We start from the raw sequence: 12,467 nt of genomic DNA, 5'->3' as shown, positions 1-12,467 counted from the left end.
CTTGAGAACTGATCGCATCACTGCGAAAGGGTGCGCAGGATACAAGAGCAGAACCACGCCATCAATGCGCCACTCAGTGCTTTGCGACGAACGCTGATACGTTTCCGTGCCTGGAATAGCGGAGGGATGCGGGACAGGGGGATCGGGCGGGGTTTCGGACAATTGCTACAGAATGAAAAAAGCCCGCCAGTGTGATAGCGGGCAAAGACCTACGAAGATTCTTCTAGCGCCCAATTAGCTCCCACGATAGGTCGAATAACTGTACGGCGAGATCAGCAGCGGCACGTGATAGTGCTCCTGCCCTTCATCGATGCCGAAGCGCAGCACCACGACATCGAGAAACGCCTGGTCAGGCAGTGCAACACCCTTGGCCCGGTAGTAGTCCCCGGCGGCAAACTGCAACTGGTAGACACCGGTACGGTAGTCATCGCCCTGCAACAAAGGTGCATCGACGCGGCCATCGCTGTTGGTCAGTGCGCTGTTCACCAGCTCCAGTTGCTGGCCTTCGACACGGTAGAGCTCGACCTTGATCGAGCTGCCCGGGCAGCCGTGAGCGGCATCCAGTACGTGTGTGGTCAAACGTCCCATTTGCTTGTCGCCTCTTGTCGTTTGCATGGGCAGAAAATACACGGCATGCACCAACACGAGGCTGACGAAATGCCGGAATGGGCTCATTAAGACACTTTCGATTCAGATTGTACACAATTTTTTGAACCTCACTGCGCACCGCTCACACCAGGCCTTCCGAGCATGAGCATCCGTCGCAAATACAGGGCCTGTGCAGCAGGCCGAGGTATTATCTGACCGATCAGGCAGGTTTCTTGCAGTGCTTTTCCAGCGGGAGTTTGAGGCGACAAGTGGGAAGAAATGCGGAAAAACGGGCTTACAAATGGTCAAATAAGTTGTATACAATCACCCCATCCGGTGCGTGCGACAACCCGCCGCGGTCCACCCACCACCCGCACCTACGAACATAAGGAAGACTGCAGTGAGCGCTGACTACCCTCGCGACCTGATCGGTTACGGCAACAACCCACCTCACCCGCAATGGCCGGGCAACGCCCGCATTGCCCTGTCTTTCGTGCTCAACTACGAAGAAGGTGGCGAGCGCAACATCCTGCACGGTGACAAGGAATCCGAAGCCTTCCTCTCTGAAATGGTGGCTGCCCAGCCGCTGCAGGGCGTGCGCAACATGAGCATGGAGTCGCTCTACGAATACGGCAGCCGCGCCGGGGTGTGGCGCCTGCTCAAGCTGTTCAAGGACACCGGCGTACCGCTGACCGTGTTCGCCGTGGCCATGGCCGCCCAGCGCCACCCGGACGTGATCCGCGCCATGGTCGAGGCCGGCCATGAGATCTGCAGCCACGGCTACCGCTGGATCGACTACCAATACATGGACGAGGCGCAGGAGCGCGAGCACATGCTCGAGGCCATCCGCATCCTCACCGAACTGACCGGCGAGCGTCCGCTGGGCTGGTACACCGGTCGCACTGGCCCGAACACCCGGCGCCTGGTGATGGAGGAAGGCGGCTTCCTCTATGACAGCGACACCTACGACGACGACCTGCCCTACTGGGAACCGAACAACCCCACCGACAAGCCGCACCTGGTGATCCCCTACACCCTGGACACCAACGACATGCGCTTCACCCAGGTGCAGGGCTTCAACTGCGGCGAGCAGTTCTTCCAGTACCTCAAGGACGCCTTCGACGTGCTCTACGAAGAAGGCGAGCACGCGCCGAAGATGCTCTCCATCGGCCTGCACTGCCGCCTGGTCGGCCGCCCCGCGCGCCTGGCCGCGCTCAAGCGCTTCGTCGAGTACGCCAAGAGCCACGAGCAGGTCTGGTTCGCCCGTCGCGTGGACATCGCCCGCCATTGGCACGCCACCCATCCGTACAAGAAAGAGAACGCCTGATGACCGCTTTCAATACCCTCAAGCCCTCGACCCTTGACCGTGACGCCTTCGTCGCGGCCTTCGCCGACATCTACGAGCACTCGCCGTGGGTCGCCGAAAAAGCCTACGCGCTGGGCAACCTGAGCGAGCTGGACGAGATCGAGGTGCTGCACCAGCGCATGAGCGACATCCTGCTCAGCGCCAGCCACGCCGAGCAACTGGCGCTGATCAACGCTCACCCGGACCTGGCCGGCAAGGCAGCGGTGCAGGGCGAACTGACCGAATCGAGCACCAACGAACAGGCCGGCGCCGGCATTCACCAGTGCACTGCCGAAGAGTTCGCACGTTTCACCGAACTCAACGACGCCTACAAGGCAAAATTCCAGTTTCCGTTCATCATGGCGGTCAAGGGCAGCAACCGGCACCAGATCCTCGCCTCCTTCGAAAAGCGCATCCACAACGACACCGATGCCGAATTCAAGGAAGCGCTGGCGCAGATCAACCTGATCGCCCTGTTCCGCCTGCTGCAGCTTTGAGGACCAAACCCGGACTGGCCCGAGTGCGTGACGCGACCGCACCCAGGGCCTGCCCGAACGAGGTCCGCCCTACATACCGATAACGAATACAGAAGAGATAACCGCATGCGTACCCTGATGATCGAGCCCCTGACCAAAGAAGCCTTCGCCCAGTTCGGTGACGTGATCGAAACCGATGGCAGCGACCACTTCATGATCAACAACGGCTCGACCATGCGCTTCCACAAGCTCGCCACGGTCGAGACCGCCGAGCCGGAAGACAAGGCGATCATCAGCATCTTCCGCGCCGACGCGCTGGAGATGCCGCTGACCGTACGCATGCTGGAGCGCCATCCGCTGGGCAGCCAGGCTTTCATTCCGCTGCTCGGCAACCCCTTTCTGATCGTGGTCGCGCCAGTTGGCGATGCACCTGTATCAGGCTTGGTCCGAGCCTTCCGCAGCGACGGCAGGCAGGGCGTTAATTACCATCGCGGCGTCTGGCACCACCCGGTGCTGACGATCGAAAAGCGGGATGACTTCCTGGTGGTTGATCGCAGTGGTTCCGGCAACAACTGCGACGAGCATTACTTCACCGAGGAACAGATGTTGATCCTCAATCCCCACCAATAAGAAAAGGTCGGTCATCCCGGGTCTCGGCCTGTCGGTGATCGGCAGAGGTACATACTGTGGAAGCACACCTTCACGAATGGCTGAACCTGAGCATTCGCTGGGTTCACATGATCACCGGCGTAGCCTGGATCGGTGCATCGTTCTACTTCGTCTGGCTGGAGAACCACCTGAATCGAAGCAACCCGCGCGATGGGTTGTCAGGTGACCTCTGGGCCATCCATGGCGGTGGTATCTACCACCTGGAGAAATACAAGCTCGCACCACCGAAAATGCCCGAGAACCTGCACTGGTTCAAATGGGAAGCCTACTTCACCTGGATGTCCGGGATCGCCTTGCTGTGCGTGGTGTTCTACTGGAACCCAACCCTGTACCTGCTGGCACCTGGCAGCACCCTGAGCGGCGCCGAAGGCGTGGCCATCGGCATCGGCTCACTGGTCGTCGGCTGGTTCGTCTACGACTTCCTCTGCGACTCACCACTGGGCAAGCGCCCCGCCCTGCTCGGCGCCGTACTGTTCGTGCTGATCATCGCGGCGTGCTGGGGCTTCAGCCTGGTGTTCAGCGGTCGTGGCGCGTACCTGCACACCGGCGCGATCATCGGCACCATCATGGTGGGCAACGTGTTCCGCATCATCATGCCGGCCCAGCGCCAGCTGGTGGCGGCGATCGAGAACAACCAGACCCCTGATCCGGTACTGCCGGCCAAGGGCCTGCTGCGCTCGCGACACAACAACTACTTCACCCTGCCGGTGCTGTTCATCATGATCAGCAACCACTTCCCGAGCACCTACGGCAGCCAGTACAACTGGCTGATCCTGGCCGGGATCGCAGTGGCTGCGGTACTGATCCGTCACTATTTCAACACCCGCCACGACAGCAACAAGTATGCCTGGACTCTCCCTGTAGGCGCCCTGGCGATGATCTGCCTGGCCTATGTGACTGGTCCCAAGCCGCTGCCGACCTCGCCCGAGCAGGCTGCTGCGAAGATCGAGTACCAGCCATTGCCCGCCACTGCAGTCGGCGGCAAGACTGCAGCCGAGCTGCGCGCCGAGGAAGCTGCCAAGGCTGCCCAGGCACCTGCCGAAGCGCCGGCCCAGGCCACCGCCCAGGCTGCGCCCGGCAACTTCGAGAAGATCCACAACGTCATCCAGGAACGCTGCACCGTGTGCCATTCGTCGAAACCGACCAGCCCACTGTTCAGCACCGCCCCGGGCGGCGTGATGTTCGACACCCCGCAGCAGATCCAGGCCCAGGCCGCGCGCATCCAGGCGCAGGCCGTCGCCAGCCAGATCATGCCGCTGGGCAACATCACCCAGATGACCGTCGAGGAACGCAAGCTGGTCGGCGACTGGATCGCCAAGGGTGCCCCGGTCAACTGACACCCCACATCCTGTTTGTGGGAGCGGGCTTGCCCGCGTGGAGGCCGGTGTTGCCGGCCTCGCTTCCAATGAAACACCGTAACAAGCAAGCATCGAGCGTACGGCTCCATCCGGAAACCCCAGGTCCTTCAACCGAAGCGCCTGCCGCCTGGAGCCGCCCGCTTGGATCCGAGAATAAAAACAAAACTCGAGGTGCTGCATGTCCGAGTCACCCAAGGCGTACATCCCCGTTGCGCCGCCACGACAGCCCCTGCCCCTGTTCCAGCTGATCCTGGTGGGCCTGCAACATGTCCTGCTGATGTACGGCGGCGCCATCGCCGTGCCGCTGATCATCGGCCAGGCCGCCGGGCTGTCCCGTGAAGAAGTCGCCTTCCTGATCAACGCCGACCTGCTCGTGGCCGGTGTCGCTACCATCATCCAGTCGTTCGGCATCGGCCCGGTGGGCATCCGCATGCCGGTGATGATGGGCGCAAGCTTCGCCGCCGTCGGCAGCATGGTGGCCATGGCCGGCATGCCCGGTGTGGGTTTGCAGGGGATCTTCGGCGCGACCATCGCCGCCGGGTTCTTCGGCATGCTGATCGCGCCGTTCATGTCCAAGGTGGTGCGCTTCTTCCCGCCGCTGGTCACAGGTACTGTGATCACCTCCATCGGCCTGTCGCTGTTCCCGGTCGCGGTCAACTGGGCCGGCGGCGGGCAACAGGCGGAAACCTTCGGTTCGCCGATCTACCTGATGGTCGCAGGCCTGGTGCTGGCCGTGATCCTGCTGATCAATCGCTTCATGCGTGGCTTCTGGGTCAACGTGTCGGTGCTGGTGGGCATGGGCCTGGGTTATGTGCTGGCCGGTTCCATCGGCATGGTCGACCTGTCGGGCCTGAACGAAGCGCCTTGGCTGCAGGTGGTCACGCCACTGCACTTCGGCATGCCGACCTTCAGCCTCGCGCCGATCCTGTCGATGTGCCTGGTGGTGGTGATCATCTTCGTCGAGTCCACCGGCATGTTCCTGGCCCTGGGCAAGGTGACCGACCGCGAGGTGACACCCGGCATGCTGCGTCGCGGCCTGCTGTGCGATGCCGGCGCCTCGTTCGTGGCCGGTTTCTTCAACACCTTCACCCATTCTTCCTTCGCCCAGAACATCGGCCTGGTGCAGATGACCGGGGTGCGCTGCCGCTATGTCACGGTGGTCGCGGGCGCGCTGCTGATCCTGCTCAGCCTGCTGCCCAAGGCGGCCTTCCTGATCGCCTCGATCCCGCCTGCGGTACTGGGCGGCGCATCCATTGCCATGTTCGGGATGGTCACCGCCACCGGCATCAAGATCCTCCAGGAGGCCGACATCAGTGATCGGCGCAACCAGTTGCTGGTCGCAGTCAGCGTCGGCTTCGGGCTGATCCCGGTGGTGCGTCCGGAGTTCTTCGCGCAGATGCCCCAGTGGATGGAGCCCATCACCCACAGCGGCATCGCCATGGCCACGCTCAGCGCCCTGATACTGAACGTGCTGTTCAACATCCTCGGGGGCGCCGAACGCGCGGCCCACAACGAGGCCTGTCACCCGCACTGAGTCAGCGGGCGGCGCCCTGGCCGCCCGTCTCGTCCAAGCAGTGAAACGCAGTACCGGCGGCCCACGGGAGCGGGCCGTCCGGGGCGCCTGCGCGCCGAAGAAACCTCGAACAACAACAAGAACACGGGAATTCGCACATGAAGCGCACTACCTCGTCCCTGCTGCTGGGCAGCAGCCTGCTGGCCACCCTCCCCGCGTTCGCGGGCGACTGGCTGCAATGGCACGGCGAAAGCCTGACCTACCTCTACGGCAAGGATTTCAAGGTCAACCCGGACATCCAGCAGACCATCACCTTCGAGCACGCCAACAAGTGGAAGTACGGTGACACCTTCCTGTTCATCGACAAGATCTTCTACAACGGCAAGACCGACGCCAGCAAAGGCGTGAACACCTACTACGGCGAGTTCAGCCCGCGCCTGTCGTTCGGCAAGATCCTCGACCGCAAGCTGGCCTTCGGCCCGGTCAAGGACGTGCTGCTGGCCATGACCTACGAGCGTGGCGAAGGGTTGAACGCCGCCTACCTGATCGGCCCCGGGTTCGACCTGGACATCCCTGGCTTCAACTATTTCTACCTCAACATCTACCTGCGCAACACCGAGGGCAGTCGCCCCGGCGACAACGTCTGGCAGTTCACTCCCGGCTGGTCGTACACCATTCCCCTGGGCCGCTCCGACCTTCTGATCGACGGCTACATGGACTGGGTGACCGACAACGACCAGACCCGCCGCGGCACCTACCACGCCAACCTGCACTTCAATCCACAGGTCAAGTACGACCTGGGCAAGGCCCTCAACCTGGGCGCCAAGCAGTTGTATGTCGGGTTCGAGTACAGCTACTGGAAGGACAAGTACGGCATCGACAGCCGCGGCAATCTGCAGAGCAACCAGAGCGTGGCCAGTGCGCTGGTCAAGGTGCACTTCTAATAACCTGACCGAACGCCCAACTTTGTATCACCGCGCTCCAGGACGGAGCACTTGAGGACCGGCGCGCAAGCCAGTAATCTGCGCGCCCCCTCGCTCAGGGCAGGCCGGATCCTGCCCGCGTTTACTGACCGCTCAGTCAATGAATTCGGGCGGTTGGTCGATGTTTTGCCAGCCAGAAACACCCTTTTCATCCGTTCAGAACGACGTCGAGCAGGATGGTTGTGACCAACCCGGAAAGTTGGCGCAGCACTTGCCAGAGAGCTGTGGCCAATCCGAAAAAACTGACCCGAAAGACAAGAAAGGCGCCGACACGAGCGCTGACAGCAACATCCAATCAAGGGAGCGACACACGCAATGCGCATCATCAACAGCCTGATCCTCGCCGGCGGCCTGCTCGCCTGCGGCACCAGCTTCGCCGACGACCTGCTGCAGTGGCAGACCAACAGCCTGACCTACCTCTGGGGCAAGAACTTCAAGGTCAACCCCGAGACCCAGCAGACCGTCACCTTCGAGCACGCCGATGCCTGGAAGTACGGCGACAACTTCATCTTCGTCGACAAGATCTTCTACCAGGGCAAGAAAGACGCGAACAACGGCCCGAACACCTACTACGGCGAGATCAGCCCGCGCCTGTCGTTCGGCAAGATCTTCGACCAGAAGCTGGAGTTCGGCCCGGTCAAGGATGTGCTGCTGGCCATGACCTACGAGTTCGGCGAGGGTGATACCGAGTCCTACCTGATCGGCCCTGGCTTCGACCTGGCGATTCCTGGCTTCGACTATTTCCAGCTGAACTTCTACCACCGCACCACCGATGGCAGCCGCCCGGGTGATCATGTCTGGCAGATCACTCCAGTGTGGTCCTACACCATTCCCGTGGGCTCATCGGATGTGCTGATCGACGGCTTCATGGACTGGGTGGTGGACAACGACGAGAACAGCCGTGGCAGCTACCACGCCAACCTGCACTTCAACCCGCAGGTCAAATATGACCTGGGCAAGGCATTGCACCTGGGTGAGAAGCAGTTGTACGTCGGTATCGAGTACGACTACTGGAGCGACAAGTACGGGATCAAGGACAGCGATGCCTTCACCACTGACCAGAACACCATGAGTTTCCTGGTCAAGGTGCACTTCTGATCTGAGCGGTGGGTCTGCTTCGCGGGTAAAACCGCGAAGCAGACCCACCGATGATCACGCTGCTGGCCGCAGCATCCGCCACAACTTGCCAGCCACACTTACCACCGCCAGCACCACCGCCCCGGCTACCACTCCCAGCACGCCGTTGATCAACGCCCCGGTCAGCGCTCCGCCACGTCCGTCGGCAAAAGCCTCGATGGCATGGTGCAGCGGCGCGATGCCATGCACGAGAATGCCGCCACCGACCAGGAACATGGCCGCGGTGCCGATCACCGACAGACTCTTCATCATGTAGGGGGCCGCACGCAGGATGCCATTACCGACCGCTTGTGCCAGGCTCGAGCCCTTGCGGGTCAGCCACAGCCCCAGGTCATCGAGCTTGACGATTCCGGCCACCAGCCCGTACACACCCAATGTCATGACCACGGCAATGCCTGACAGCACGATGATCTGCTGGCTCAGCGGCGCATCGGCCACCGTACCGAGGGTGATGGCGATGATTTCGGCGGAGAGGATGAAGTCCGTGCGCACTGCGCCCTTGATCTTGTTCTTCTCGAAGGCGACCAAGTCGACATTCGCATCGGCCACGGCCTCCTTGCGTGCCGTGTGCTGCGCCTGATCCTCCTCCTTGCTGTGCAGGAACTTGTGCGCCAGCTTCTCGAAGCCCTCGAAGCACAGGTAGGCGCCCCCAAGCATCAGCAACGGCGTGACCGCCCAGGGGATGAATGCACTGATTAACAGGGCAGCCGGCACCAGGATCGCCTTGTTCAGCAGCGAGCCCTTGGCCACCGCCCAGACCACCGGGATCTCCCGCTCGGCCCGTACCCCGGTCACCTGCTGGGCGTTGAGCGCCAGGTCATCGCCCAGCACGCCTGCGGTCTTCTTCGCCGCGACCTTGGTCATCAGCGAAACATCGTCCAGCACCGTGGCGATGTCGTCGATCAACACCAGTAAGCTGCTTCCTGCCATGTCGTTGTGTTTCCAATGATTGCAAAGGTCCGATTCTAGCCCAATGCCGTCGCCTTGAGCCGCTCTCCGGGCCGGTGCTACCATGCCCGACGCTCTCAGGGTCTGTATGAAAAGCCTTGAGACGAAGGTCAGGCAAGGCGAAAACAGCCGAGGAAGCGGAGTTTACGGATTGTAAATGAGCATTCCGAGGCTGTTTTCAACGCAGCATCACCGAGTATCAAGGCTTTTCGTACAGAGCCTAGAGGCGGCCAGTCACAGGAAGATTCATAGACCATGAGCACGATTCGCGAGCGCAACAAGGAACTGATCCTGCGCGCGGCCAGCGAGGAATTCGCCGACAAAGGCTTCGCCGCCACCAAGACCAGCGATATCGCTGCCAAGGCCGGGCTCCCCAAGCCGAACGTCTACTACTACTTCAAGTCGAAAGAGAACCTCTACCGCGAGGTGCTCGAGAGCATCATCGCGCCGATCATGCAGGCGTCCACGCCGTTCAACGCCGATGGCGATCCCAAAGAAGTGCTCAGCGGCTACATCCGCTCGAAGATCCGCATCTCCCGCGACCTGCCGCATGCCTCCAAGGTGTTCGCCAGCGAGATCATGCACGGCGCCCCGCACCTCTCGCCTGGGCAGGTCGAGCAGCTCAACGAGCAGGCGCGTCACAACATCGAGTGCATCCAGCGCTGGATCGAACGCGGCCAGATCGCCCCGGTCGATCCACATCACCTGATGTTCAGCATCTGGGCGGCGACGCAAACCTACGCCGACTTCGATTGGCAGATTGCCGTGGTGACCGGCAAGGCCAAGCTCGCCGACAGCGATTACGACGCCGCCGCCGAAACCATCATCCGCCTGGTGCTCAAGGGGTGTGAGCCCGAGGCGGCCTGACGGTCGGCGTACACCGCTCCCATCCTTGGCCGACGGGCCCTGGCGGGAGCGCAGGCCAACGCGGTATCAGACAGCTACCCCAGCATCAGCCGTAAGCCCGAGCGCCTCGATGGCAGTGATTGCGCACTGCTCGTCGATGTCCGACGTGTCCCCGCTGATCCCCACCGCACCCAGCACTTTCCCCGCCTGATCACGGATCAGCACCCCACCTGGCGCGGGGACCACCGACCGCTCGCCCAAGCCGTTCAACGCCGCGAAAAACGCCGGTCGCTGCTGTGCATCCAGCGCCAGCAGGCGTGACCCCTTGCCCAGGGCCACAGCCCCCCAGGCTTTGCCCATGGCCACCTGCGGACGTAACAGACTGGCACCGTCCTCGCGTTGCAAGGCCAGCAGATGGCCGCCGGCATCCAGCACCGCCACCGTCAGCGGTGCGGCGTCGATCTTGCGCCCGGCGGCAAGGGCAGCAGCGACCAAGGTGTTGGCGACGTTGAGCGTCATTGCGTTCATGGAAAGGTCCTCTTCTTGTTGTGAGAAGCCCTGAGGGGCAGTTGAAAACCGATAAGCAAATAGAACACAACAGAAAGATTTTTTGTATACAATATTTTTGAACGATCGTACTCCATCAGATAGAACGCCTTTTCTGTGGGGTTTCCAGCGAAAGCCAATCGACCCGATGAAAATGCATTGACCTGAAGCTCAGAGCGTGAATACACTTTGGCGCAAAGCAAGTTGTATACAATTACAAAATCGATGAGGCACAAATCATGAGCAAAATGAGAGCAATCGATGCAGCCGTTCTGGTCATGCGCCGTGAAGGCGTAGAGACGGCATTCGGCATTCCCGGGGCTGCCATCAACCCGCTGTACTCGGCCCTGAAGAAAGTCGGCGGCATCGATCACGTCCTCGCTCGCCACGTCGAAGGTGCCTCGCACATGGCCGAGGGCTACACCCGCGCCAACCCAGGCAACATCGGTGTGTGCATCGGCACCTCCGGCCCAGCCGGCACCGACATGGTCACCGGCCTGTACAGCGCCTCGGCCGACTCCATCCCGATCCTGTGCATCACCGGCCAGGCCCCCCGCGCCCGCCTGCACAAGGAAGACTTCCAGGCCGTCGACATCACCAACATCGTCAAGCCGGTGACCAAGTGGGCCACCACCGTGCTGGAGCCGGGCCAGGTGCCCTACGCCTTCCAGAAAGCCTTCTACGAGATGCGTACCGGCCGCCCAGGCCCGGTGCTGATCGACCTGCCGTTCGACGTGCAGATGGCCGAGATCGAATTCGACATCGACGCCTACGCGCCGCTGCCGGTACACAAGCCTTCGGCCACGCGTATCCAGGCCGAGAAAGCCCTGGCCCTGCTCAATGACGCCGAACGTCCGCTGCTGGTTGCAGGTGGCGGCATCATCAATGCCGACGCCAGCGACAAGCTGGTCGAGTTCGCCGAACTGACCGGCGTGCCAGTGATCCCGACCCTGATGGGCTGGGGCACCATCCCTGACGACCACGAACTGATGGTCGGCATGGTCGGCCTGCAGACCTCGCACCGCTATGGCAACGCTACGCTGCTCAAGTCCGACCTGGTGTTCGGTATCGGCAACCGCTGGGCCAACCGCCACACCGGCTCCGTCGATGTCTACACCGAAGGCCGCAAGTTCGTGCATGTCGACATCGAACCGACCCAGATCGGCCGTGTGTTCACCCCTGACCTGGGCATCGTCTCCGACGCCGGCGCTGCGCTGGACGCCTTCCTGGAAGTGGCCCGCGAATGGAAAGCGGCCGGCAAGCTCAAGTGCCGCAAGGCCTGGCTGGAAGATTGCCAGCAGCGCAAGTCGAGCCTGCAGCGCAAGACTCACTTCGACAACGTGCCGGTCAAGCCGCAGCGCGTGTACGAAGAAATGAACCAGGTATTCGGCAAGGACACCTGCTACGTCAGCACCATCGGCCTGTCGCAGATTGCCGGCGCGCAGTTCCTGCACGTGTACAAGCCGCGCCACTGGATCAACTGCGGCCAGGCCGGCCCGCTGGGCTGGACCATCCCCGCGGCCCTCGGCGTGGTCAAGGCTGACCCGAAACGCAAGGTGGTGGCGCTGTCGGGTGACTACGACTTCCAGTTCATGATCGAGGAGTTGGCGGTCGGTGCGCAGTTCAACCTGCCCTACGTCCATGTGCTGGTGAACAACGCCTACCTCGGCCTGATCCGCCAGGCCCAGCGTGGCTTCGACATGGATTACTGTGTACAACTGGCGTTCGAGAACATCAACTCCAGCGAAGCCGGCAGCTACGGCGTGGATCACGTCGCCGTGGTCGAGGGCCTGGGCTGCAAGGCGCTGCGCGTGTTCGAGCCGGGCGAAATCGCCCCTGCCCTGCTCAAGGCGCAGAAAATGGCCGAAGAGTTCCGCGTGCCGGTGGTGGTCGAGGTGATTCTCGAGCGCGTCACCAACATTTCCATGGGTACCGAGATCAACGCGGTCAACGAGTTCGAAGACCTCGCGCTGGTCGGCAACGACGCGCCGACTGCCATCTCGCTGCTCGACTGATTGCCGACGCCCCCGCGCAGGCTGCCGGGGGCTTTCATCTGCA

Annotated in this window: 12 protein-coding genes; 9 read left to right on the top strand and 3 right to left on the bottom strand. The window is 62.1% G+C overall.

Going from position 1 to position 12,467, the window contains the following annotated elements:
• Positions 1-234 precede the first annotated feature (234 nt).
• Positions 235-588 (bottom strand): hydroxyisourate hydrolase, encoded by a 354-nt coding sequence (gene uraH / locus ACNFHO_RS14235; protein WP_054893660.1) that lies wholly within the window; start codon positions 586-588, stop codon positions 235-237.
• A gap of 400 nt (positions 589-988) precedes the next feature.
• Here uraH and puuE point away from each other — a divergent pair, with 400 nt between their 5' ends.
• The 7 genes from puuE to ACNFHO_RS14200 all read left to right on the top strand — a co-directional run bounded on the left by puuE (position 989) and on the right by ACNFHO_RS14200 (position 8,030).
• Positions 989-1,915 (top strand): allantoinase PuuE, encoded by a 927-nt coding sequence (puuE, locus tag ACNFHO_RS14230; RefSeq protein WP_054893659.1) that lies wholly within the window; start codon positions 989-991, stop codon positions 1,913-1,915.
• Positions 1,915-2,430 (top strand): 2-oxo-4-hydroxy-4-carboxy-5-ureidoimidazoline decarboxylase, encoded by a 516-nt coding sequence (gene uraD / locus ACNFHO_RS14225; protein ID WP_112897793.1) that lies wholly within the window; start codon positions 1,915-1,917, stop codon positions 2,428-2,430. The genes puuE and uraD overlap by 1 nt, the downstream gene beginning before the upstream one ends.
• Before the next feature lie 105 nt (positions 2,431-2,535).
• Positions 2,536-3,039, top strand: coding sequence for an ureidoglycolate lyase (locus tag ACNFHO_RS14220; RefSeq protein ID WP_416766703.1), 504 nt, complete (start codon positions 2,536-2,538; stop codon positions 3,037-3,039).
• A 56-nt stretch (positions 3,040-3,095) separates the two neighbouring features.
• Positions 3,096-4,415 (top strand): urate hydroxylase PuuD, encoded by a 1,320-nt coding sequence (locus tag ACNFHO_RS14215; RefSeq protein ID WP_063543975.1) that lies wholly within the window; start codon positions 3,096-3,098, stop codon positions 4,413-4,415.
• 199 nt (positions 4,416-4,614) lie between these two features.
• Positions 4,615-5,970 carry a nucleobase:cation symporter-2 family protein gene (locus ACNFHO_RS14210; protein ID WP_112897792.1) on the top strand — a complete coding sequence of 452 codons (1,356 nt, stop codon included), beginning with the start codon at positions 4,615-4,617 and terminating at the stop codon, positions 5,968-5,970.
• Between the two features lie 137 nt (positions 5,971-6,107).
• On the top strand, positions 6,108-6,893 hold the full coding sequence (locus tag ACNFHO_RS14205; RefSeq protein WP_063543971.1) for an outer membrane protein OmpK: 786 nt from the start codon (positions 6,108-6,110) through the stop codon (positions 6,891-6,893).
• 354 nt (positions 6,894-7,247) lie between these two features.
• Positions 7,248-8,030 carry an outer membrane protein OmpK gene (locus ACNFHO_RS14200; RefSeq protein WP_054893653.1) on the top strand — a complete coding sequence of 261 codons (783 nt, stop codon included), beginning with the start codon at positions 7,248-7,250 and terminating at the stop codon, positions 8,028-8,030.
• 54 nt (positions 8,031-8,084) lie between these two features.
• Here the strand turns inward: ACNFHO_RS14200 and ACNFHO_RS14195 are convergent, their stop codons facing one another.
• A complete protein-coding gene (locus ACNFHO_RS14195; RefSeq protein WP_151924133.1) occupies positions 8,085-8,999 on the bottom strand; it encodes a DUF808 domain-containing protein in 915 nt (304 codons plus the stop codon).
• A gap of 273 nt (positions 9,000-9,272) precedes the next feature.
• Between ACNFHO_RS14195 and ACNFHO_RS14190 the strand changes: the two genes are divergently transcribed.
• Entirely contained in the window at positions 9,273-9,884 is a 612-nt protein-coding gene (locus tag ACNFHO_RS14190) for a TetR/AcrR family transcriptional regulator (protein ID WP_054893651.1), read from the top strand.
• 66 nt (positions 9,885-9,950) lie between these two features.
• On the opposite strand, the gene ACNFHO_RS14185 is transcribed toward ACNFHO_RS14190, so the two are convergent.
• The gene (locus tag ACNFHO_RS14185) at positions 9,951-10,391 is read right to left on the bottom strand and encodes a GlcG/HbpS family heme-binding protein (RefSeq protein ID WP_054893650.1); all 441 of its coding nucleotides are present in this window, start codon (positions 10,389-10,391) and stop codon (positions 9,951-9,953) included.
• Positions 10,392-10,648: 257 nt separating this feature from the next.
• On the opposite strand from ACNFHO_RS14185, the gene gcl reads away from it, so the two are divergent.
• On the top strand, positions 10,649-12,424 hold the full coding sequence (gene gcl, locus ACNFHO_RS14180; RefSeq protein WP_054893649.1) for a glyoxylate carboligase: 1,776 nt from the start codon (positions 10,649-10,651) through the stop codon (positions 12,422-12,424).
• Positions 12,425-12,467: the final 43 nt, after the last annotated feature.

Source organism: Pseudomonas sp. NY15374, assembly GCF_048068255.1.
GTDB classification, from domain to species: domain Bacteria; phylum Pseudomonadota; class Gammaproteobacteria; order Pseudomonadales; family Pseudomonadaceae; genus Aquipseudomonas; species Aquipseudomonas machongensis.
The sequence above is the reverse complement of the archived record's forward strand: the minus strand, read 5'-3'. Positions and strand labels throughout refer to the sequence as shown.